Source organism: Rathayibacter sp. CAU 1779, assembly GCF_054551755.1.
Genome location: NZ_JBTOLK010000004.1, coordinates 48,416 through 70,923 on the forward strand (window position 1 = coordinate 48,416; position 22,508 = coordinate 70,923).

The window sequence follows — 22,508 nt, forward strand, 5'->3', positions numbered from 1 at the left end:
AACTCAACACTCGTTGAGAATATTGACGGATACCGGTAGATTCGCTGCATGAGCGCGCAGGAGAAGGCGAGTCAGACCCCACGGCGAGGACGCAGGCCCGGGCGCTCCAGCACGCGACAGGGTGTGCTCGACGCGGCGAGGGCCAGATTCGCCGCTGACGGCTTCGCCGGCACCACCATCCGAGCGATCGCCGCTGACGCTGGCGTCGACGCTTCACAGGTGATGCAGTTCTTCACGTCCAAGGACGAGCTCTTCGCCGCCGTGATGGCCATTCCCGCGTCCGCCCTGGAGAGGTTCGACACCGCCTTCCAAGGCCCGGACGAGCAGCTCGGGGAACGCGTCGTCCGCGCGTACCTCGCAGCATGGGAAGGGCCACCAGACGAGTCCGAACCACTCATGGCGATGCTCCGGAGCGCGATCACCAACGACCGGGCCCGAGCAGAATTGCGCGACTTCCTTCAGTCCAGGCTGTTGCACGGCACCACCGGCCGACAGGATCCCGATGCAGCGCTACGCGCCGGACTCGTCTCATCCATGCTGGTCGGCATGATCACCGGACGCCGCGTGATCGGCGTGCCCGTCCTCGTGGACGCAGACGCAGAGCGCGTCGTCGCCACCGTCGGGCCGGCGATCCAACACATCCTCGTGGATTCGCGCTCGGGTATCGAGCAAGGCGAACGGCGAGCAGACAACGACGGTGAAGGCGTGACAGCGATCGACCGTCACGACTGAGCGTCAACGACGGATGACTAGGTGTGCGGCTCGTCCGCGAACCGCTGCGCCAGCACGCGCTTCAGCACCTTGCCGCTCGGACCCAGCGGCAGCTCGCCCACCAGGTGCACGACCCGCGGGTACTTGTACGCGGCGAGCCGTTCACGGGTGAAGGCGATCACGTCGTCGACGACGAGTTCGGTGCCGTCCCGCACCACGATCGCCGCGTGGATCTCCTGCCCGTGCACCTCGTGCGGCAGCCCGAACACGGCGACGCTCGCCACGGCCGGATGCCGCACGATCACCACCTCCACCTCCGTCGGGTACACGTTGTAGCCATTGCGCACGATCATGTCCTTCGTGCGATCCACGATCGTGAGGATGCCGTACTCGTCTATCCGGCCGAGGTCGCCCGTGCGCAGCCAGCCGTCCACGACGGCGGTGGTCGAGGCATCCGGTCGCCCGAGGTAGCCCTTGAACAGGTTGTGGCCGCGCACCACCACCTCGCCGAGTGTGCCGGGGTCTGGCAGCAGCACGGTGCGGTCATCGACCTCGGGATCGGCCACGGCGATGTCGACGCCCCACAGCGCGCCGCCGACCGTTCCCGGTCGGATCGGCTCGAAGCTCGTGTTCACCGTGACGGTCGGGCCGGCCTCGGTGAGTCCGTATCCTTCGTGTACCTCGGCGTCGAACGCGGCCGTGAATGCCTCGAGCACGGCCACCGGCAGGGCCGCACCGCCGGAGATGGCGAAGCGGAGCGGTGGGCGGGCATCCGTCTGCTCCGCGGCCTGGATGAGCCCGATGTACATGGTGGGCACCGCCGTGAACACCGTCGCCTTGTAGTCGACCAGCAGTTGCAGCGCCTGGACGGCATCGAACCGCGGCAGCAGGATGATGGATGCGCCGCGCCGGAACGCCAGGTTCAGCACGGCCGACTGTCCGAACGCGTGGAACAGCGGGAGTCCGCCGAACACGATGTCGTCGTGGCGCAGCTCGATGGAGTCGATCAGCGTGGAGTTCACCTGCTCCACCACGGCGAGGTGCGAGGCGACGGCGCCCTTCGGGGTGCCCGTGGTGCCGCTGGTGTAGAGGATGGTCGCGGCATCCGTCGGCAGCACGGACTCGTGGCGCGCGATCGGGGTGGCCGTCTCGGCCTCGTCCTCCAGCCGCGGCAGCACGACCTCTCGCGCGGCGGAGTCGGCAGATGCCAGCGCATCCGTGCGCGGCACCAGCACGGTGAGCACCGGAACGCCCACCTGCTCCGCCGCGGGCACTGCCTCGGCGAGCGCCGACGCAGCGGCGACCACGAGGTCGGCGCCGCTGTCGCGCAGCACGAACGCGATCTCCTCCGCCTTGAACAGCAGGTGCACGGGCACCACTATCGCGCCGAGCGAGAGGATCGCGTAGTAGACCCTGGCGAAGTCGGGCACGTTCGGGACGAGCATCGCGACCCGGTCGCCCTTGCGGATGCCGCGAGCGCGAAGCGCTCCCGCGTACGACCTGGTCTGGGCCCACAGCTCGCCGTAGCGAATCGTCTGCCCGGCGAAGTGGAGCGCATCGCGCTCGGGCCAGCGTGTGGCGGTCTCCGCCAGGATCGCGGCGGCGGAGAGCGTGCCGTATCCGGATCCGTCGATCGCGGGATCCGGCGCGTGGCGGTGCTGCGGCTGTGGAGCAGGCGCGGGCGCCGGGGTGTCGGTGATGGTCATGTCGGGGTCTTTCATCGTCGTTGATGAGTTCTGGGGCAGGATTCGGCAGGCTCAACCAGCGGTGTCGCGGGCGAGCTCGGCCTTGCCGAGGGAGGACAGGTGCACCTCGTCCGGGCCGTCGGCGAGGCGCAGTGCACGGGCGCCGGCGAACATCTCGGCGATGGGCTGGTCGGAAGAAAAGCCGGCCGCACCGAACAGTTGGATGGCGCCGTCGAGGATGCGCTGCACCGCCCGCGGCACGGCGATCTTGATCGCCTGGATCTCCGTCATCGCCTGCCGGTTTCCGACCGTGTCCATGAGCCACGCGGTCTTCAGCACGAGCAGGCGCAGCGACTCGAGCTCGATGCGGGCGTCCGCCGCCCACTCCCTGACGCCCTGCTTGGATGCCAGCGGCGAGCCGAACGCCACACGGTCGCGCACCCGCTCGCGCACGAGGGCGATGGCGCGCTCGGCCATGCCGATGGCGCGCATGCAGTGGTGGATGCGCCCCGGCCCGAGTCGCGCCTGCGCGATGGCGAAGCCGTCTCCCTCGGCACCGATCAGGTTGGATGCCGGGACGCGGACGCCCTCGAACGAGATCTCGGCGTGCCCGCCATGGTCGCGATCCTCGTATCCGAATACCGTCAGCGGTCGGACGATGCGCACGCCAGGTGTGTCCCGTGGCACCAGGATCATGCTCTGCTGGCGGTGGCGCGGCGCATCCGGGTCGGTCTTGCCCATCACGATGAAGATCGCCGCGTCGGAGTTCATGGCGCCGGTCGACCACCACTTGCGGCCGTCGATCACGTAGTCGTCGCCGTCGCGACGGATGCGCGTGGCGATCTGCGTGGCATCCGACGATGCCACGTCGGGCTCGGTCATGCAGAACGACGAGCGGATGCTCCCGTCCAGCAGCGGATCCAGCCACTGCCGCCTCTGATCCGGGGTGCCGAACGCGTCGAGCAGGTCCATGTTGCCGGTGTCGGGCGCCGCGCAGTTGAACGCCACGGGACCGAGACGCATGCTCCACCCGGTCACCTCCGCGATCGGCGCATACTGCAGGTTCGTGAGGCCGGCGCCGTGCTCGCCGGGCAGGAACAGGTTCCACAGTCCCTGCTCGCGCGCCTTCGCCTGCAGCTCGCGCACGACGGGCCGCAGGTTCCAGTCGTCCGGTGTCTCGGCGAGCTGCCGGTCGAGCACCGGCTCGGCAGGCAGCACCTCATCGCGGATGAACGCCTCGGCCAGCTCGGTCAGCCGCGTCGTCGCCGCATCGTGGGCGAAATCCATGTCAGGACCTCCTCATCGAGATCACGGCGAGGCCGTGGTCGGCGAGCGGCTCGACCATCTCGCCGACGTGTTCGAAGCCCGGCCCGACGGTCTTGCCGGAGCGATACCTGAAGTGGATGCCCTCCGCGATGACAGCGAGCTTGAACGCGGCGAACGCGCGATACCAGCGCAGGTCGGGCACGGGCGTCCGCGCGGCCGCCGCATACGCGTCGACGAGCTCGTCGAACGTCGGATACCCGGCAGAAGTGTCGACAGCGCTCGGCACGGCGAGCGATGCGCCGGGGATGTCGCCGACGGTCCAGTACAGCCCGAGGATGCCGAGGTCGACCAGTGGGTCGCCGAGCGTGCTCATCTCCCAATCGACGATGGCGCTGATCTGGGGGTCACTGATGTGGGAGTCGCTGATCTGGGGGTCGCTGATGTGGGAGTCGCTGATGTGGGAGTCGCTGATCTGGGGGTCGCCGGCCGAGCCGTCGACGAGCACGTTGTCGAGCCGGTAGTCGCCGTGCACGACGGCGTGCCGGCCGCTGTCGTCTGGCACGCTCTCCTCCAGCGCGAACTCGAGACGCGCCAGGATGGGCAGCTCCCGTGAGCGCGATGCGTCCAGCTGCCTGCGCCACGTCACCAGCTGACGCGCCACATAACCGGCCGGATGCCCGAAGTCGCCGAGTCCGACCCCGTCGGGATCCACGGCGTGCAGCGCGGCCAACGCGTCGGCGAGCCGCAGCCCGAGCCGGTGCAGCCCGGCTGCGGAGTACGCCGCGTTCTGGTCGCGATGCGCGATCGCGGCGCCCGGCATCCGCCGCATCACCAGGAACGGCGTGCCTGTCACGCGGGCGGCATCGGTGTCGTCGACGAGGTCGATGGTCTGCGGCACCGGGACCGACGTGTCGGCGAGCGCCGACATGACGCGGTACTCGCGCGCCATGTCGTGCGCGCTGGCGAGCACATGGCCGAGCGGAGGACGACGCACGACGAGCGGCATGGCCGCTCCCTCGACCGCGTACGTCAGATTGCTGAGGCCGCCGGTGAGACGATGCGCGGTGATGGGGGCATCCGCCTTAGCGGGCACCAGGTCGGGATGCGTGTCACGCAGCCAGTCCGCGAACCCGGCAACGTCGAGGCCTTCCGGCGCGGGGAGCGGATGACGCGCCGGGTCCGGGTTACCACTGGTGTGCGTCATCCGCTCCTCCTCTCCTCGCCTCGCTCGAGTGCCGCGAAACTCCCGGGGGTGGAGTCGGATGCGGCGCCCTCGGGCGGTGCGGGTCTCGGGTTCGACCTTGCCACGATCGTCAGTGCCTCACGGGCCAGATCGCGGCATCGGGGATGCCTGGATCGAACATCAGCTTGGCGTGCGCTTCCGGATCGGCGAGCGTGGCGAACGCGCCCGCCACGCCGTCCAGCCCGACGCGGCCGGTGACGATGGGCGTGGCGTCCAGGGTGCCGTCGGCGAGCGCGTGCAGGGTGTCGCGGAACTCGAGCGGCGTGTAGCCGACGACGAAGCGCAGGTCGACCTCTTTATTGATGGCCAGCGAGGGACGCACGGCATCCGGCCCCATGCAGACACCGACCACGACGATCCGGGAATGCAGCGGGGCCTGGGCGAGCACGCCGTCGATCATGCCGGGGACGCCGACGCACTCGAAGATGACCGGACGCTTCGGGGCCGTCGCGCCGACGGCATCCAGCGTGCGCCACGCCTGCCACCACGGCACCGGCAGCTTGCGCATGCCGTCGATGGCGTCGATGCCGGTGTTGTACTCGGTCTCCATGGAGCGGACGAGGCCGCCGGCCTGAGCGAGGTCCCACACCGAGACGCCAGACGGGTCGACGACAACGTCGGCGCCGCACCGTCTGGCGAGCTCACGGCGGCCTGCCGAGAGGTCGGCGGCGATGACCGTGCGGACGCCCCTGGCCTTCAGCACCGTGATGACGGCGAGCCCCACAGGTCCGCAGCCGAACACGACGGCGATGTCCTTCTTGGCGACCTGTCCCCTGTTCACCGCGTGCCAGGCGACGGCCATCGGTTCGGTCATGGCCGCGATGTCGGGCGACATGCCCTCCGGAACCGGCATGGTCAGGGTCTCCTGCACGAGGACCTGCTCGGCGAAGCCGCCCGGTGCGTGCGCGGAGAGTCCGATGCCGTCCACGTCACGACCGCGCCGCACCAGCGGCACCGAGACGACGGCGGTGCCGAGTGGCAGCGTGCGCTTGGTGCCGGGACCGTATCCGGCGACGAGCCCGTAGATCTCGTGCCCCATCACGACGCTCTCGGTGGAGCGCATGTACCTGTCGTATCCGCACAGCTCGAGCACCTCGGCGAGGTCGTCCTGCGAATGCCTGGCGTGCAGGTCGCTGCCGCAGATGCCGCAGCGCTGCACCTCCAACAGCAGCTGACCCGGTCCGGGCTGCGGCGTGGGGAGCTCCTCGACGGCGAGTTCGCCGCCGTACAGGGTGACGGCCCTCACCGTGCGGCTGCCGTCGTCGAGTCTGATGCTGCCGCGGGTCGTGCGCCCGCGCTCGCGCCCAGCGTGTAGGCATCCGGACGCCACTTCGAGGCCAGGCGGCGGTAGCGGAACGTCCAGTCCGGCCAGATCGTGGCGTTGCGTCCGGACGCGTCCTGGTAGAAGGTCACGCAGCCACCGGTCTCCCACACGGTCTTCGCGAGCTTCTTGTCCACGTCGCGGTTGAACCGGTCGTGCGCCTGCTGCGTCACCTCGATGGTGGAGGCGGATGCGGCATCCATGGCCTTGATCGCCTTCTTCACGTGCTCGATCTGGGCTTCGATCATGTAGATCATCGAGCTGTGCCCGAGGCCGGTGTTGGGGCCGAGGAACAGGAAGAAGTTGGGGAAGCCGGGAACGGATGCCCCCAGGTACGCATGCGGGCTGCCCTTCCATTTGTCGCCGAGCAGCTGGCCGTCGCGCCCGCGCACCTTGTCGGCGAACGGAATGTCGGTGACGTGGAATCCGGTGCCGAAGATGATGGCATCCACCTCGCGCTCCACGCCGTCCGCGCCGACGACGGAGTGCTCGCGGATCTCGGTGAGCGCGTGCGGCACGAGCGTCACGTTGGGCTTCTGCAGAGCCGGATACCACTCGTTGGACGGCACGATCCGTTTGCAGCCGAGCGTGAAGTCGGGTGTGAGGAGCGCGCGCAGTTCGGGATCGGCCACCTGGGACTCCATGTGCCGTCGCGAGAGCTTCTCCACCTGGTGCATGAGCTTCGGAAACTTGGCGAAGCCGAGGATCAACGCCTCCTTCGAGACGTAGACCTTGTTGCGCTCTCTGCGCTGGGCCGCAGGGTTCGCCCGGAAGGTCGCCCGCTCCTCGTCGGTGATGGGCCGCTTGTCGTGCGGCATGATCCACGGTGCGCTGCGCTGGAACACGTACAGCTGTCCGACCTGGTCGGCGATCTTCGGCACGTACTGGATGGCGGATGCCCCTGTACCGATCGACGCGACCCGCTTGCCGGTCAGGTCGTAATCGGCATCCCACCGTGCGGAGTGCATGAGCATGCCCTGGAACCTCTCGATCCCCGGCACATCGGGCAGCTTCGGCTCGGTGAGCGGTCCGACCGCGCTGATCAGGATCTGCGCGGTCCAGACACCCTCGCTCGTCTGGACGACCCACTGCCTGTGCTCTTCGTTCCAGGCGGCCTCTGTCACCTCGACGCCGGTGCGCAGGTTGCGCCGCACGCCGAACCGGTCGAGGCAGTCCTCGAGATACTGCCGGATCTCCGGCTGGGGCGAATACGTGGATGTCCAGTCCGGGTTCGGCGCGAAGGAGAACGAGTACAGGTGGCTGGGCACGTCGCACTGGCAGCCCGGATAGGTGTTCGAGTTCCACACCCCGCCGACGCCGTGCGAGCGCTCCAGGATGACCACGTCGAGCACCCCCGCCCGCTTGAGCTGGTACGCGAGGCCGATGCCGGAGAATCCGGCCCCGACGATCAGCACGCGCGCGTGGCGCGTGTCGCTCGCGGGACGCACGGCACCTGCGGGCCGCGTTTCCGTTCCCGGGCTGCGTTGTGCGGTGTCAGTGGGCTGCGTCATCGGTGACCTCCAGCTCCTCGGTGCCGAGCATACGTTCGCGGTCCCGGGTGAAGGTGCGCGCGGCGAGCACCATGCCGAGTCCCGCCGCGGCGAACGCGATGGGCACCACGATCGCCAGCGCCGCCTGCAGGCTGCCCAGTGAGTCGGAGACGGCGCCGGCCACGATCGGGCCACCTGCGCCGCCGATCAGCAGGCCGATCGCGTAGACGATGCCGATCGCCGTCGAGCGCTTGGCGGGCTCGATCACGTCCGAGATGATCGGCGCGGATGCCGCCAGGTAGATGATGCCGAGCAGGTAGCCGATGAACGAGAACACGATGAACTGCCAGAGCGCGCCCGCACCGGCGAGCAGACCGATCAGCGAGAACACCGCTGCAGCGATCAGCAGGAATGCGGTCAGCCAGACGCGTGCCGCATGGGATCGCTTGACCGCCCGATCCAGCAGGCGGCCGCCGAACAGCAGACCGATGAGGCCGGAGAAGCCCAGCACGACGCCGCTCACCGCGCCGGCCGGCACGAGGTCGAGGTGGTACGAGCGCTGCAGCACGACGGTGATGAACGTGCCGAGCGCGTACGCGGCGAAGTTGTAGCCGGCGAACGCGACGATCAAGCCCCACACGGAGGAGACGCGGAAGATGCCTGCGAACGAGTTCTTGCGCTTCGTGGACGGCGCGACCGTCACCGGTTCGGCCGCGCCGCGCTCCGGTTCGCGCACGAGCAGGAGCAGGATCGCCACGATCACACCGGGGATCGCGGAGACGAGGAAGACGGCCTGCCAGCTGCCGAGCGCCTGCGCCAGGGCACCGGTGAGGAAGAACGCGAGCAGCAGTCCGACCGGGAAGCCGAGCATGAACACGGCGTTCGCACGCGCGCGGCGCTCAGACGGATACAGGTCGGAGATGAGCGAACCGGTGGCAGGCGAGTACGCCGCCTCCCCGATGCCCACGCCGACGCGCGAGGTGAAGAACACCCAGAACGCCGCGCCGACGCCGATGGCGGAGACGGGAACGAACACACCGAAGAATCCGCCGAGCGCGGTGAACAGGCTCCACGCGAGCAGACCCCATCCGGCGACCGCCTTGCGCGGAAACCGGTCGGCCAGCCAGCCCAGCGGGATGCCTGCGATCGCCGCGACCACCACGAAAGCGGAGGCCAGCACGCCCGCAGCGGCATCGTCGACGTGGAACGTCTTCTCGATCTCGCTGAGCACCACCGACGGGATCTGACGGTCGAAGAAGTTGAGCGTGTTGCCGATGAACAGCAACGTCATGATGTAGTCGGCGGCCGTTGTGGCGCGCCGCCCGGCGGCGGGCGTACCGCTCGGGGCCGAGGAGTTCGTGCCGGGCACGATGTCGTCTGCCGGGGTGGTCTGGGTCATCGCAGGTGTTCCCTTCGTCGTTGAAGAGCTGTCGTCGTCGCGGAGTCGAGTCGGATTCGTCGCATCCGCCGCGTTTGTCAGACGCCACAATTCGCGCGGATGCCCGGAACCATTGTGAGAAGACACGAGCATGCAGCCAATGGACCGGCGGCCAACGTTGAAGAACTCCTTTTGTTCTCCCGAACAATCCCGTGACCTAGAGTGCCTGCATGGCACGCAGCCGTCACGAGACATCCGCTCCGATATCCGCACCGATGCCCGCGCCCGACGCCGTGCCGGCCGCGGAGCCGCCGGCGCCCTGGCCGCGACGCACCCGGATGCCGGACCTCACCGAACTGGACCTGCAGACGCAGCGCATGGTCGCGGCATCCGTCGATCGTCTCCGCGAGGCGGTGGACGGCTGGACGGATCGATTCCTCGGCGTCGTGCGCGAGCAGCTTCCGGGCTACGCCATGCTCACCGACGATGAGATACGCGACACCGCGCGCACCTTCGTCGAGACCGAGATCGCGGAGCTCACCTCGTTGCGGGTGCCTGACGACGCCCTGCGCGCCCAGCTCCAAGGACACGCACTGCGTCGGGCATCCCGCGGCATGTCGATGGACACCCTCACCCGCGGCTACCAGATCGGCTCACGGGAAATGCTTGCGCTCATGGACGAGATCGCGGCCGACGTCGGGCTGCCCTCCGATCTGCTGCTGGCCATCCACGACTCCACCTGGGAGTTCGCGAACGAAGCCGCGAGCGTCTTCGCGCAGGTGCAACGCGACCTCACGGCGGAGCAGGCACGGTTCGACGCCGAGCGGCGAGCGGCGTTCACCCGTGGCATCCTCGGCGGAACGCTCCCCGTAGAGCAGGTCCATCGCGATGCCCCGGTCTTCGGGCTGGACGGTCGCGTGCCTGCCGTCGCACTCGCCACCGCTGCACCCTCGACGGATGCCGAAGCCGAGTCGTTGCGGCGAGCGGTGGCATCCGCGCTTCACCTTCCGCCCAACCGCCTGTTGTTCACCGACCTGGGAGCCGTGCTCGGATGCATCGCTCCCGCGGCGCCGACGCGGCTGCGCGGTCATCTGGTCGCGGTCGGTCCGGCTCTGCCGCTCGACGGTCTGCACGCCGGGTTCGAGGAGGCTGTCACCGTGCTCGAGACGGCGCAGCACTTCGGGCTGATGGGTGCCGTGCGGCTGGAAGACCTCGGGCCGCGGCCGCTCGTGCTGCAGGCATCGGCGGTGGCCGAGCGCCTGCACGAGCGGTACCTCGCGGGCATGGAGCCGCGCACCGCCTCCGACGTCGAGCGCACCGTGCTGGTGTACCTGGAGTGCGATCAGCACGCAGCGGATGCCGCGGCCCGGCTCACCGTGCACCCCAACACCGTGCGCTACCGCGTCGGCAGGTTCCAGGACTCGACGGGTCTGGACCTCGGCCGCACCGACGACCTCGTGACGGCGTGGTGGCTGCTCAACCGCTCACGGCCGACTGGATGAGTCTGCGGCGCCGCCAAGCTCCGTGGTGATGTCGGCGGCGGTCTGCAGGAGCAGCGTCCGGCCGCGCTCGATCTCGCCGGCATCCAGGTTCTCGCGCGGAAACACGAGGGTCACCGCCAGCGGCAAGGCGTCGGACGCGCTGAACACCGGTGCCGCCAGCGAGTACAGTCCGGCGATCACACCGCCGACGGACGTGCCGTAACCGAGCCTTCTCACGTCGGCGCGCAGCGTCTCGACGTCCGCACGCGTGCGGTCGCCGAGATCGACCGCAAGCGCCTGCTCGGTGATCGTCCGCTGAAGGTACGCGAAAAAGACCTGCCCGGCCGCCGACCCCAGCAGCGGAAGCGTGGCGCCGACCCTGGCGCTCAGCGAGAGCGCGTGCGCCCCGTAGTCCCAGCGAACGATGACCGGGCCGCCATCGGACCACACCGTGAGATTGACCGACTGCCCGGTGAGCTCGCTCAACCGCATCGTGTATTCCGAGGCGATGGCCACGTCGTTCGTGCGGCGCAGCGCCTCGCCGCCCAGGCGCCGCATGGCCGGCCCGAGGTCGTACTTGCCCGTGGCGTGCGACTGGCTGGTCAGGCCGGTGCGCCCCAGGCTCACGAGGTAGCGGTGGATCTTGCTCGGCTGATCTCCGCAGCGCTGCGCGATCTGGTTGAGCGTGAGCGGGCCGCCGGCGGCTTCCAGCACGAACAGCACCTTCGCGGCGGTCTCGACCGATCCGATGCCCTGGCGAGCGTCGGCATCCGGCTCGCTCGCGGGGCCGGGGCTCGCCGTCTCGGTCATCCGCACGAGTATCTCACGTGGAGGAACCGAGACGGCGGGCTTCATGGGCTCAGGATGCTCGTCGCACGATCCTCGGGACCAGCACGGCGAGCACTGCGCCAACAGCACCGACGATCGCGAAGGCGTAGAAGTTCCACTGCACAGGGAGCCCCGACGTGAGCACCCACGCGCCGAGGAGAGGACCGATCATGCCGCCCGGTCGCCCGGCGGCAAGCGCCCAGCTCAGGCCGGTCGCCCGGAGATCGTCGGGATAGCGGCTGAGGATGTACGCGTTGACGAGCGCCTGGGACCCGATGAATCCGAATCCGCTGACGAACATCAGCACGAGCAGCAGCACCACGTTCGGACGCTGCGCCATGAGCACCAGGCTCACCGACCCGATCAGGAATGCCACGACCACGACCGGTTTCGCACCGAGCGCGTCGGCGACGCGGCCGCCGAGAACCATGCCCACCCCGGCTCCCGTCCACATCACCGCGGTGAGAAGCAGCGCCGATCCGAGTTGATAGCCGGCCTTCTGCATGATGGTGGGCAGCCAGGTGCCGATGCCGAACACGAGCAGCAGCCCGCATCCGGCGGTGAGCCAGAAGAGGATCGTCGCCGGCCACACCCCGCGCTGGAACAGGGGCTTGAGACCGAATCCGTCGCCTTTGCCCTTCTTCTCCGTGATCGCCGGCAGCGGGATGCCCATGGTCGAGGTGAGCACCTCCGCGTCGGCCGTGCGACCGGTGCGCACCAGGTGCACCGGGCTCTCCGGGAACAGTCGAGCCGCGAAAGGCAGCGCGATGAGTGCGGGAATCACGCCGATCAGGTACACCCAGCGGAACGACTGCGCCGGCAACAACGCGGCGCCGATCAGCGGAACCACGAGACCGCCGATGGCGTAGCCGGACATCGTGATGCCGATGTTGCGGCTGCGCTTCTCGGGTCTCGATAGGTCGGCGACGTAACCGAGCAGCGTTGGCAGGATCACGCCGAGACCGATTCCGACGATCGCACGGCCTGCCGCGAAGATCCCGGCGGACGGAGCGACGACGCAGATCAGCATGCCGGCCGAGAACACGATGACGCTGATCAGCACCAGCCGGCGGGCACCCCATCTCGTGATGGTTGCGCCGGAGGCTGCGGCGCCCACGAGCATCCCGAGCACGGTGATGGAGCCGATGACGCCGGCCAGCGCTGTGGTGAAGCCGAGCGACGTGTCGGCGAGCAGCGAAGGCACGGTGACGCCGAAGCATCCCAGGTCGTAGCCCTCGAGCAGAGAGAACGCCACCGCGATGACGAGAAGGCTCGGCTCGGTGAGCCGGGTGGTGACACGTCTGTCGGTCGAGACGGCGGTCATCAGCCGGCTTCCGCGTAGTTCTGCGTGATCTGCTTGAACTCCAGGAAATCCTCGACGCTGGCGAGTCCGCCGAGACGGCCCAGACCGCTGGACTTGAAGCCGCCCTCCTCGAACTCGATCGTGAGGTTGGCCCAGCTGTTGACGGAGATGAGACCGGCGTCGAGGCGACGGGCGACGCGGATCGGGCGATCGGCATCCCTGGTCCAGACGCACGCGCTGAGCCCGTATTCGGTGTCGTTGGCCAGCTCGATCGCCTCGTCCTCGGTGTCGAAGACCTGCACGGTCTGGACCGGGCCGAACGTCTCCTTCTGCACGATCGGAAGCGTCGAGTCGTCCACCGCGAGCAGCGTCGGATGGTAGAACGCGCCGCCTGCGAGCGCCGGATCCGTGCTCGGTCCGCCGCGCACGATCACGCGGGCGCCCGCCGCGATGGCCTCCTCGACGGCGGCGTCGACCCTCGCAACGGAAGCCTTGTCGATGAGCGGGCCGATCTGGCTGTCCGGGTCGGACGCCGGTCCCGGCTTCACCGAGCTCAGTGCACCAGCGAGCGCCTCGATGTACTGGTCGGCGATCTCGCGCTGCAAGAGGATGCGGCTGCCGGTCATGCAGAACTGCCCGGCGAAGACGGTACTGGAGGCGACGGCGGTGCCCACTGCAAGAGGGATGTCGGCGTCGGCGAACACCAGGTGCGGCGTCTTGCCGCCGAGTTCAAGCCCGACCTTCTTGAAGTGCGGGGCCGCGGCCTGGGCGATGATCCGACCGGTTGCCGTGCTGCCCGTGTAGCTGACCACCGGAACCTGCGGCGAAGAGACGAGCAGCTTGGCCACATCCGAGCCCGACTCGACCACGATGTTGACCGCTCCCCCAGGGAACTCCGGCACCGCTGCGAAGATCTCGCTCATCAGGGAGGCGGTCTGGGCTGCCTGGCCGGGCAGCTTGAGCACAACGGTACATCCGGCGGCGAGCGCTGGGGCGAGGGCACGAACGGAGAGGTAGGCGGGCGAGTTCCACGGCACGATCAGGCCCGCGACGCCGACCGGTTGCCGGATGGAGATGGCCTGCTGGCCGGGCATCGTGTCGGTGGCGCGACCATGCGGATGCATCGCAAGGCCAGACGCGAAGCGCAGGGCGCGCGGGATGAAGTGCGCCTCGTAGCCGGCTTCGCCGGCGAGCTTGCCGTTCTCCCGGCACAGCGTGGCGATGATGTCGTCCATGCGGCTGACGTAGACGTCGGCGAGGTGGCTCAGCGCGTTGGCCCGCAGGAACGGATCGAGTCGCCACTCGGTGTCGGCGAACGCCTTCGCTGCGGCGTCGATCGCCGCCTGCCCCGTTGCCTCGTCGGCGTCCGCGTACGTGCCGATCGCTTCGCCGGTGGCGGGATTGATGCTGATGGACGTGCCGCCCGAGGCGACACGCTCACCGCCGATCCAGTGCGTGACGGCGATGGCGGATGCGGCATCCGCGTCGTCGACGCTTCTTTGCGCCGTATCGATGCTCATGATGACTCCGATCTTGTTGTGACTCTTCGTTTCGGGTGGTGACGAATCAGGGGTGCCCGCGGAGCACGACTCACTGGCGGATCACCGAGCAGTCTCCAAAGGCGCGGTGCCCTGTGGAAGGGCGGGGCGCACGGTGTGCTCGAGCCGATCGAGCAGTTCGACAAGGCCGGCGGGATCGGCGGACGATCCGAACACATAGGCGTCGGGACGCACGAGTACGGCCCAGGCGTCGTGGTCGTCGAACCACGCCGAGTAGATGCCGTCGACGTCGTCGACGGGAGAGACGGTCACGACGTCGTCCACCAGCGCTCGTGCTCGCTCGATCACCGCGTCGGCGAGTCGTGGCTCGTCGCGCACGATGAGCTGGAAACCCGGATTCGTGAGCGCATCGAAGCGAGCGACGGCGCCGCCGCGCGCGATGCGTCCCTGCGGCATGAGGGATGCGCTGCCGGACGCATTCGCGAAGAATCCGTCGCCGAGATCGGGCAGCCGGAGTTTCTCGGTCGCGCCGGCCTCGCCGCGTTGCGCGAGCAGCCTCCTGTCGCGCTCCTGTGCAGCCTTCGGGTCGCGGATGGTCTGGAGCCTGCCGAGCTCGATGCCCTTGCGGATGATCGCGGTGACGTGCGGCATCCGCTCGGTCTGGTAGGTGTCGAGCAGGTCGTCGCCGGAGCGCCCGCCCAGCACGAGGTCGAGCTTGAACGCGAGGTTCTGGGCGTCGCGGATGCCCGAGCACATGCCCTGCCCCAGGAACGGCGGCATCTGGTGGGCGGAGTCTCCGGCCAGCAGGATGCGGCGGTCGCGCCAGCTGTCAGCCAGCAGCGACCGGAACGTGTAGGTGGCCACACGGATCAGCTCAGCGTCGCCCTCCGCGATGTACGGAGCCGCGCGCTCCCAGACGCGCTCCGGCACGCTCTCCACGGGGAAGTCCTCGATGGAGTCGAGCATGAAGCTGATGCGGTGGTGCTGAGGTCCGAGCGCGATGACCGAGGTCGGATGCTCGGGGTCGCCCACCTGACGCGCCATCGGCACCCCAGGGTTGGTCCCGTAACGGAAGTCGCAGACCATCCAGGGCTCGGCGAATCCGAAGTCCTCCAGCCGCGCACCGATCGCGTCGCGGCTGAGCCCGTTGCCGCCGTCGGCCGCGATCACATACGACGCGCGCACGTCGCCGGCGGTGCTGAGCACGGTGACGCCGGCGTCATCCTGCTTGTAGCCGGTGACCTCAGCCCCGAACCGCACCTCGACGCCGGCGCCTGTGCATGCCGCGAACAGGGCGTCCTCGACGTCGGGCTGGTACATCTGGTACCACTCGGCCCAGCCGCTCCAGCCGTCCGCCGCGTATTCGTACTCGATCAGCACGTCGCCGGCAGCATTGCACCACTCATAGGTCGGCTGGTGATGGATGGTCGGCAGAAGCCGCTCCGCGAGCCCGAGCCGGTCGAACGTGCGCATCGTCTCGTCGTCGAACGTCGCCGCGCGGGGCAGGTTGTACAGCCCGGAGTAGCGCTCGAGCACGACGACCCGATGTCCGGCGCGTGCGACGAGGGCGGCAGCGCTCATGCCGACCGGCCCGCAGCCCACCACTGCCACATCGAAGTGCTCGGTCATCCGTCCTCCACGTCGTCGTGTGCCGGTACGCGGCGATGCGGCGAGTGCCGCCGCCGGGTCATGCGGCTCGTTCCGGTCCTGCACGGCAACGCACGGCGGCTTCACCGGAACTCGTGCCAGCGACTCTAGGATTCACTATTCATAAATGCAATGCTTATGCGTGAACCATTCGGCGCCTTGTGCAGAACGCCTCGCCTCGAGGTCGCGACCGTGCACGAGGCACAGCGGCGGCCGACCCGATCGGGCGACGCGCGTGATCACGCCGCCCGGGCATCCGCGACAAGGAGGACGCAATGCGCACGATCGGACTGGAAGAACACTTCGTCACCCCGGAGCTCGTCGGCTATGGGGCATCCGCGAAGAGCATCGCGCAGCCCGCGAAGTGGGAGGAGGCGGGACGCCGCCTGCTTGACCTCTTCGACGAGCGCATCGCAGAGATGGACGCCTCCGGCCTCGACCTCCAAGTCCTGTCGTTGAACGCACCGGGGATCCAAGCCGAACCGGATGCCCGCATCGCCACCCGCGCGTCGGCAACGGTCAACGACTTCCTGGCCGGCGTCATCGCCGATCGACCCGACCGCTTCCGCGGCTTCGCTGCCATCGCGCTGCAGGATCCGGAATCCGCGGCAGACGAGCTGGAACGCGCCATCACGCAACTCGGCTTCCACGGTGCTCTCGTCAATGCGCACACCCAGGGCGTGTACCTCGACGATCGTCGTCTCGACGTGGTGTGGGAGCGGGCGCAGGCGCTCGATGTGCCCCTCTACCTGCACCCCGCGAACGGCGTGGACGTCGCGCACGTGCTGTCCGGGCATCCGGAGCTCATCGGGCCGATGTGGAGCTGGGGCATCGACACGTCGACGCACGTGCTGCGTCTGGTCTTCGGCGGCGTCTTCGACAGGTTCCCCGGGGCGAAGCTGCTCATCGGCCACATGGGTGAGGGGTTGCCGTACGCACTGTGGCGGTTGGACTCGCGTTGGGAGTTCCACAATCGGCACGGGGTCGAGCTGGAGCTCGAGCATCCGTCCGCCTATCTGCGCCGCAACCTGTGGGTCACCACGAGCGGGGTGTGCGACGATGCTCCGCTGCGCTGCGCGATCGACGCGCTCGGCATCGATCGCGTGCTCTTCGCCACCGACTATCCGTTCGAGTCGATCCCCGTCGCGACGGAGTTCCTGCGCACCGCCGCTCTGACCGACGCCGAGCGCGACCAGATCTCGCACCGAAACGCCGAGCGTCTGCTGCGCATTCCTGCGCCACAGCCGGCGCCGCTTGCGTAACGGTTCCGCGACCTCGCCACGGCCGTCAGCAGCGTGTCGCCGGCACGAGGTAGCGTCACGCCATGGTGATCTACACGATGACCGTTTCGGCGGACGGCTTCGTCAAGGACCGCGACGGCGGCATCGACTGGAGCGCTCCGAGCGACGAGCTGTTCGAATTCCACCTCGACCGGGTCCGAGGGCTCGGCGGTCACCTGATCGGCCGCCGCCTGTACGAGACCATGCTGGTGTGGGAGACGGATCCGTCGCTGCGCTCCTCCCCCGCATTCACCGAGTTCGCGGATGTCTGGACCGGCCTTCCCAAAGTCGTGTTCAGCCGATCGCCGATGAAGGTGACGGGAAACGCCCGGATGGCGACGGCGCCGCTCGGCGAGGAGATCCGGCGCATGCTCGCGAGCACGGATCGGGACGTCGAGATCGGCGGTGCTGAGCTCGCGAGCCAGGCGTTCGAGCTCGGCATGGTCGACGACATCCGCCTCTTTCGTGCGCCGGTCGTGCTGGGCGGCGGCACGCCGTTCTTCCCACCGAGCCAGGCGGTGACGCGGCTGGAACTCGTCGAGACGAGGGTCTTCGAGCCCGGCATCGTGCTGGAGCACTACCGCGTCGGCAGCGAGGGCGCCGCGGACTAGCGGTCAGGCCGCGAACCGTCTGTCGCGAGCGACGGACGGATGGTTTCAGAGCGCGTCCCTCAGCGCACCGCGCCCCAGATCACCCGCCCGACCTCTCCTCCGCAAGCCGCATCGCGACCCTGACCGCCTGCTCGTCGTCGAGCCCCTGATCCCTGACCAGGGTCCGCCACGTGTCGAAACCGATGGCCAGCGCGATCCCCGCGCGCAGCAGCGTCTTGCGGCGGCCGCGAACGCCGAACGGGGCGACGAGCACATCCGCTGCATGCCGCCAGTGCGCGTGGTACGGCGCCATCACCGGCTGGTCCCGGGAATCGGCGAGTGCCCTCGAGATCATGTCCTCGGTCTCGCGGTGGTAGCTGTACGCGTCCGTCAGTGCCGTGCGGAGCCTGTCGAGCGGATCGGCGATGGGCTCCCAGTCTGCGGGATCCGGCGCCGGGTGCAGCTCGAAATAGTGGCCGCTGCAGGCTGCGGCGAGCGCGGATTCGTCCGGAAAGTGCCGGTACACCGTCACCCGGCCGACGCCGGCGCGGCGAGCGATCTCGCTGAACGTCGTGGCCGCCGGTCCGATCGTCTGGTGCAGCTCGATCGCGGTGTCGACGATCCGCTGCCGCGTGTCGTCCTGCGTGTCGGCTCGCCTGTTCAGGCGATAGGTGCGTGCCATCGGCATCCATGATACGTGCTGTATCGCGAATATTGACATCGCGACGCGACCGTGCCTAAGGTCGCACTATCGCGGTACACGCTGTCTCACGAAATGAGGGTCGGTGACGATGAACGAGCGCGGAGACGAACGGCGAGTCGACGTGGGGGGCGTGCGCCTGGCCGTCCGCGAACAAGGTCGAGGGCCGACGGTCCTGCTGATCAACGGCACGGCGCCCGCCCTGTGGGGATCCCTGCCGGAACGTCTTGCCGCGACGCATCGCGTCATCGACTACGACCGACGCTCCTTCGCGGCATCTCCGGCCCCGCCGCCGAAGGGCACCCGCCGCCACACAGACGATGCCGCAGCCCTGCTGAGGCGACTCGACGCGGGTCCCGCGTTGCTCGTCGGATGGAGCATGGGCGCCGTCATCGCCGCCGAACTGGCGTGCCTGCATCCGGAGCTGGTGTCGGGGCTGGTGCTGCTCGAGCCTCCGTTCCGGGCGAAGCAGCATCCGCGACCGGCGATGCTCGCGGCCATCGGGGGCGCAACGCTGCTCGGCCGGTTCGGGCGTGCGTCATCCGGCGCCGAGCGCTTCCTGCGGTGGGCGCTCCAACGCCGGGACGGATCGTCCGCGTACGTCGACGCCGGCCAGGAATGGCAGGCGGATGTGCGTCGCGACGGGCCGTCGATCGTGAGCGAGGTGAGCGCCGGCGAACAGCTCGATCGTGACGCGCTGCGGGCGATCGCCGTTCCGACGAGCGTTCTCACCGGAGAGCAGAGCGACCCGGTCTTCAGCGACGCTGCCCGCAGGATCGCGGACCTCATCCCGCGCTCCGAGCTCGTCACCGTCCCCGGCAGCAGCCACGCCCTGCCGTTCGACGCCACACCCGCAGTCGCCGATGCCGCGATGCGGATGGTCGCCGCCGAACTGAATTGACCGGGGCTGAACCGGGGCTGAACCGAACTGGGCGAGCTGGGGTGGGCCGAGCTGGGGTGACCCCGCGACGTTCACGCCCGTGTCACTGCGATCCCGTCGGAGTCGATTCGACGCGCGCAGGACGACAATCGTCAGCATGAGGCTGACAGACGCGGATGCACGCGCCCGGCTGGGCAGCGCACGCGTCGCCACGCTCGCCACGGTCGGCGACAACGGTTCTCCGCACGTGGTCCCCATCACGTTCGCGGTCGAGGGCGACCGCATTTACAGCGCCGTCGACCACAAGCCGAAGACGTCGACCCGGCTGCAGCGGCTGCACAACATCACAGAGCATCCGCGAGTGTCCCTGCTGGTCCACCACTACGACGACGACTGGGACGCTCTGTGGTGGGTCCGTGTCGACGGGAGCGCCCGCGTGATCTCATCGGCCGAGGAGCTCCGGCATCCGGTCGACCTGCTCGTCGAACGCTATGCGCAGTATCGCGAACACCGTCCGGCAGGGCCGGTCATCCAGATCCTGGCGGACCGCTGGACCGGCTGGTCCAGCTCGTGAGCCACACGACCGGCCGCACTGCGCCGACTCGGGCGATAGCGATAGCGATGGCGAAGGCGAAGGCGAAGGCGAACACCCGAGCGGATGACACGCGAGGGCGCCACCGAACGCCCGAAGCGCCGACTCGGTCGGTCGCCGGCGTCAGGCCTCCGCGTCGGATGACCGGCGCCGCGCCACGAGCTCCGCGATCGCATGCTCCCAGGACCGCAGATACTCGGCGAAACCATCCGCGAACCGCCGCAGCTCCGCCTCGGCGGATGGACCGAGCGCCGTCAACACGTACGTGACCTCGACGTCTGTCGACTCGGCGCTGGCGCCGGAACCGTCAGCAGGCTGTGCGAGCCTGACGGTGACAGTACCTGCGCGATCCTCCGCGGTGAACCGTGCGTAGGAGATGTGCACCGGGCGGTCGCGTGCCGTCACGACCCAGGTCGTGCGCCAGCCGTGAGCGTCCGTTTCGAAGACCGTGCCTGGCTCGGTGTCGTCGCGCTGCTGGGCGTCGGGCTCCGATTCGTCGTGTCCGTCCGGGAAGTGTGGATCCCACCCGTGCGCCCACTCGCGCTCCCCTTCGGGGGTGAAGAGCGGGAAGGCATCCGCGATGGCCAGAGGCACGCGGATGCTGCCGGCCAGTCGATGTGTGCGGGTGGTCATGACGTCTCCGTGAGAGTGTGCGCGTCCGCAGCGGTGAGGGTCAGTCCGTAGACCTCGCTGAGCTGGGCGATCTTCGCGAGCGTCTCGGATCCGAACGGCGCCGTGCCCTCGAAAGCGTGCAGCACGATTCCCTCCACGAGTTCCCCCAACGGCATGTCGAGGTACTCCGCGAGCCCCTTGAGCACCTTCAAGGTGCTCCGTTCGATCCGGAGTCCGGTCTGCGTCCTCTCAACTGTTACCATGGTAACAATATAACACGGATGATCGACGACACTCGTGCATCATCCGACGGTCGGCCGGAGCGAACCGGGCGGACGAGTACGAGGCGCAGTACCGCCTGCTGTGGCCGGGCGAGCCGGTGCCGCAGACGGTGTGATCATCCGACCTTCATCGTGACGGTATGCCACCCGGTGGCGCCGTTCGGTGCGGGCGGGGCGGTCGCGGATGTCTGCGTCGAACCGTCCTCGTTCGTCGCCCGCACCTGGAGGGTGTGGTCGCCGCGGGTGGCATCCCACTCCCACACCCACTGGCGCCAGGTGTCGGCCGAGACCGTCTCCGCAAGACGGGCTTCGTTCCAGGGTCCGTTGTCGACGCGCACCTGAACCGAGCGGATGCCGGTGTGCTGATCCCAGGCGACACCGGCCACCGCATAGCGGCCGGGCTTGACGGTCGCGCCCTCGCGCGGACGGTCGATGCGCGAGGCCGTCTTGACCGGACCCTTGACCGACCATCCCTTGTCGGTCCAGTAGCCCTGGGCCCGGTCGAACCGGGTCACCGTGAGCTCGGTCAGCCACTTGGTGGCCGACACGTACCCGTAGAGGCCGGGCACCACCATCCGCACCGGGAACCCGTGCTCGAGGGGCAGAGGCGAGCCGTTCATGCCGACGGCGATGAGAGCATCCGTTCCCAGGTCGGTGAGCACGCTCAGGGGTGTGCCGGCGGTGAACCCATCGACACTTCTCGAGAGCACCATGTCGGCGGATCCCGTCGGTCTCGCGCGAGCCAGCAGCTTGCGCACCGGGTACCCGAGCCAGGTGGCATTGCCGACCAGGTCTCCCCCAACCTCATTGGAGACGCAGGCGAGCGTGATCACGTGCTCCTCCAGCGGCAAGGCCAGAAGCTCAGCGAACGTGAGCGTGACGGGCTTCTCCACCATGCCGCCGATCGTCAGCTTCCATGTGTCCGGATCGATCGACGGCACCTGCAGTGCCGTGTCGATGCGATAGAAGTCACCGTTCGGCGTGACATACGGCGTGAGTCCGGCGAGCTTCAGATCGGCTCCGGCCGGGATCTCAGGCGCCGCCTTCACCGGCTTCGGCAGCCGCACCATCGCGCGCGCGGACGCGATCGCCACGCTTCCGGCATTGATCGTGCGTGCGACGACGCCGGCGACCAGGGCAACCGCCCCGATGCCGATCCCGAACGCCAGGAAGGATCGTCTGGCCGGTCCAGCCCCCTTGCCAGGCACCCGCGACGGCTCGGATGCGCGGCTCCACTCGCGCAGGCGGTCCAGCATCCGCACGAGCACGTAGACGCCGACGAGCGAGCCGGCGACGGTCGGCAGGAGCCACCAGTAGGTGGCATCCGCTCGGGTCATCACGGCGATCAGCGCGATGACCCCCACAACGCCGAGCAGTACGGCACCGAACGGTCGGCGCTTCAGTTCCAGGATGCCGGCGACTCCGGCGAGGACGACCACAAGGATGCCGAGGCAGACGAACAGGAACACCTTGTCGCCCGTGCCGAAAAGCCCGATGACCAGCTGCTTGAAGCCGGGAGGCGTGAGGTCGATCACCCAGGATCCGACCGCGAAGAGCGGACTCGATGCCGCCCCCACGAACACCGCGAGCACCTCGGCGACCGCCCAGCCGGCGAGCGCCGCGACGACGCCGCACGCCGCAGCCGTCAAGGTCAGGCTGCGCCCGCGGGGCGCAGCGGCGGCGGTCGGCATGAGGCACAGCTTAAGGCGGTGACCCCGGTA

20 protein-coding genes are annotated in these 22,508 nt (G+C 68.9%); 6 read left to right on the forward strand and 14 right to left on the reverse strand.

Annotation, left to right across the window (positions count from 1 at the left end; genetic code table 11):
• The first annotated feature begins 48 nt into the window (after window positions 1-48).
• Window positions 49-732, forward strand: a complete 684-nt coding sequence (locus ACX9R5_RS16505; protein ID WP_459410146.1) for a TetR/AcrR family transcriptional regulator — start codon at window positions 49-51, stop codon at window positions 730-732.
• Window positions 733-749: 17 nt separating this feature from the next.
• On the opposite strand, the gene ACX9R5_RS16510 is transcribed toward ACX9R5_RS16505, so the two are convergent.
• The 6 genes from ACX9R5_RS16510 to ACX9R5_RS16535 all read right to left on the reverse strand — a co-directional run bounded on the left by ACX9R5_RS16510 (window position 750) and on the right by ACX9R5_RS16535 (window position 9,115).
• Window positions 750-2,417, reverse strand: a complete 1,668-nt coding sequence (locus ACX9R5_RS16510; RefSeq protein ID WP_459410147.1) for an AMP-binding protein — start codon at window positions 2,415-2,417, stop codon at window positions 750-752.
• A 51-nt stretch (window positions 2,418-2,468) separates the two neighbouring features.
• Window positions 2,469-3,683, reverse strand: coding sequence for an acyl-CoA dehydrogenase family protein (locus ACX9R5_RS16515; protein ID WP_459410148.1), 1,215 nt, complete (start codon window positions 3,681-3,683; stop codon window positions 2,469-2,471).
• A 1-nt stretch (window position 3,684) separates the two neighbouring features.
• Complete coding sequence (locus ACX9R5_RS16520; RefSeq protein WP_459410149.1) at window positions 3,685-4,866, reverse strand: phosphotransferase family protein; 1,182 nt, start codon at window positions 4,864-4,866, stop codon at window positions 3,685-3,687.
• Between the two features lie 109 nt (window positions 4,867-4,975).
• Entirely contained in the window at window positions 4,976-6,151 is a 1,176-nt protein-coding gene (locus tag ACX9R5_RS16525; protein ID WP_459410150.1) for a zinc-binding dehydrogenase, read from the reverse strand.
• Window positions 6,148-7,737 (reverse strand): flavin-containing monooxygenase, encoded by a 1,590-nt coding sequence (locus ACX9R5_RS16530; protein WP_459410151.1) that lies wholly within the window; start codon window positions 7,735-7,737, stop codon window positions 6,148-6,150. The genes ACX9R5_RS16525 and ACX9R5_RS16530 overlap by 4 nt, the downstream gene beginning before the upstream one ends.
• The gene (locus tag ACX9R5_RS16535) at window positions 7,721-9,115 is read right to left on the reverse strand and encodes a spinster family MFS transporter (RefSeq protein ID WP_459410152.1); all 1,395 of its coding nucleotides are present in this window, start codon (window positions 9,113-9,115) and stop codon (window positions 7,721-7,723) included. Before ACX9R5_RS16535 ends, ACX9R5_RS16530 begins: the two co-directional genes overlap by 17 nt.
• A 209-nt stretch (window positions 9,116-9,324) precedes the next feature.
• Between ACX9R5_RS16535 and ACX9R5_RS16540 the strand changes: the two genes are divergently transcribed.
• On the forward strand, window positions 9,325-10,596 hold the full coding sequence (locus tag ACX9R5_RS16540; RefSeq protein ID WP_459410153.1) for a PucR family transcriptional regulator: 1,272 nt from the start codon (window positions 9,325-9,327) through the stop codon (window positions 10,594-10,596).
• On the opposite strand, the gene ACX9R5_RS16545 is transcribed toward ACX9R5_RS16540, so the two are convergent.
• From ACX9R5_RS16545 to ACX9R5_RS16560, 4 genes are all read right to left on the reverse strand, one after another.
• Window positions 10,579-11,385, reverse strand: coding sequence for an IclR family transcriptional regulator (locus ACX9R5_RS16545; RefSeq protein ID WP_459410154.1), 807 nt, complete (start codon window positions 11,383-11,385; stop codon window positions 10,579-10,581). The two genes, ACX9R5_RS16540 and ACX9R5_RS16545, sit on opposite strands and share 18 nt — an antisense overlap.
• A 49-nt stretch (window positions 11,386-11,434) precedes the next feature.
• Complete coding sequence (locus ACX9R5_RS16550) at window positions 11,435-12,727, reverse strand: MFS transporter (RefSeq protein ID WP_459410155.1); 1,293 nt, start codon at window positions 12,725-12,727, stop codon at window positions 11,435-11,437.
• The gene (locus tag ACX9R5_RS16555) at window positions 12,727-14,226 is read right to left on the reverse strand and encodes an aldehyde dehydrogenase family protein (RefSeq protein WP_459410156.1); all 1,500 of its coding nucleotides are present in this window, start codon (window positions 14,224-14,226) and stop codon (window positions 12,727-12,729) included. Before ACX9R5_RS16555 ends, ACX9R5_RS16550 begins: the two co-directional genes overlap by 1 nt.
• A gap of 81 nt (window positions 14,227-14,307) precedes the next feature.
• Window positions 14,308-15,834 carry a bifunctional 3-(3-hydroxy-phenyl)propionate/3-hydroxycinnamic acid hydroxylase gene (locus ACX9R5_RS16560; RefSeq protein ID WP_459410157.1) on the reverse strand — a complete coding sequence of 509 codons (1,527 nt, stop codon included), beginning with the start codon at window positions 15,832-15,834 and terminating at the stop codon, window positions 14,308-14,310.
• 293 nt (window positions 15,835-16,127) lie between these two features.
• On the opposite strand from ACX9R5_RS16560, the gene ACX9R5_RS16565 reads away from it, so the two are divergent.
• Both ACX9R5_RS16565 and ACX9R5_RS16570 read left to right on the forward strand, forming a co-directional pair.
• Complete coding sequence (locus ACX9R5_RS16565; protein WP_459410158.1) at window positions 16,128-17,114, forward strand: amidohydrolase family protein; 987 nt, start codon at window positions 16,128-16,130, stop codon at window positions 17,112-17,114.
• A 62-nt stretch (window positions 17,115-17,176) separates the two neighbouring features.
• Window positions 17,177-17,743 carry a dihydrofolate reductase family protein gene (locus ACX9R5_RS16570; protein ID WP_459410159.1) on the forward strand — a complete coding sequence of 189 codons (567 nt, stop codon included), beginning with the start codon at window positions 17,177-17,179 and terminating at the stop codon, window positions 17,741-17,743.
• Between the two features lie 79 nt (window positions 17,744-17,822).
• Here ACX9R5_RS16570 and ACX9R5_RS16575 read toward each other — a convergent pair whose 3' ends face one another.
• Window positions 17,823-18,404, reverse strand: a complete 582-nt coding sequence (locus tag ACX9R5_RS16575; RefSeq protein WP_459410160.1) for a TetR/AcrR family transcriptional regulator — start codon at window positions 18,402-18,404, stop codon at window positions 17,823-17,825.
• A 109-nt stretch (window positions 18,405-18,513) separates the two neighbouring features.
• Here ACX9R5_RS16575 and ACX9R5_RS16580 point away from each other — a divergent pair, with 109 nt between their 5' ends.
• Together ACX9R5_RS16580 and ACX9R5_RS16585 are read left to right on the forward strand one after the other, a co-directional pair.
• The gene (locus ACX9R5_RS16580) at window positions 18,514-19,323 is read left to right on the forward strand and encodes an alpha/beta fold hydrolase (RefSeq protein ID WP_459410368.1); all 810 of its coding nucleotides are present in this window, start codon (window positions 18,514-18,516) and stop codon (window positions 19,321-19,323) included.
• 136 nt (window positions 19,324-19,459) lie between these two features.
• Window positions 19,460-19,876 carry a TIGR03668 family PPOX class F420-dependent oxidoreductase gene (locus tag ACX9R5_RS16585; RefSeq protein WP_459410161.1) on the forward strand — a complete coding sequence of 139 codons (417 nt, stop codon included), beginning with the start codon at window positions 19,460-19,462 and terminating at the stop codon, window positions 19,874-19,876.
• Window positions 19,877-20,017: 141 nt separating this feature from the next.
• Here ACX9R5_RS16585 and ACX9R5_RS16590 read toward each other — a convergent pair whose 3' ends face one another.
• The 3 genes from ACX9R5_RS16590 to ACX9R5_RS16600 all read right to left on the reverse strand — a co-directional run bounded on the left by ACX9R5_RS16590 (window position 20,018) and on the right by ACX9R5_RS16600 (window position 22,478).
• Window positions 20,018-20,527 carry a hypothetical protein gene (locus ACX9R5_RS16590; protein ID WP_459410162.1) on the reverse strand — a complete coding sequence of 170 codons (510 nt, stop codon included), beginning with the start codon at window positions 20,525-20,527 and terminating at the stop codon, window positions 20,018-20,020.
• Window positions 20,524-20,769, reverse strand: coding sequence for a hypothetical protein (locus ACX9R5_RS16595; protein ID WP_459410163.1), 246 nt, complete (start codon window positions 20,767-20,769; stop codon window positions 20,524-20,526). Before ACX9R5_RS16595 ends, ACX9R5_RS16590 begins: the two co-directional genes overlap by 4 nt.
• A gap of 134 nt (window positions 20,770-20,903) precedes the next feature.
• A complete protein-coding gene (locus ACX9R5_RS16600) occupies window positions 20,904-22,478 on the reverse strand; it encodes a molybdopterin-dependent oxidoreductase (protein ID WP_459410164.1) in 1,575 nt (524 codons plus the stop codon).
• Between the last annotated feature and the right edge of the window lie 30 nt (window positions 22,479-22,508).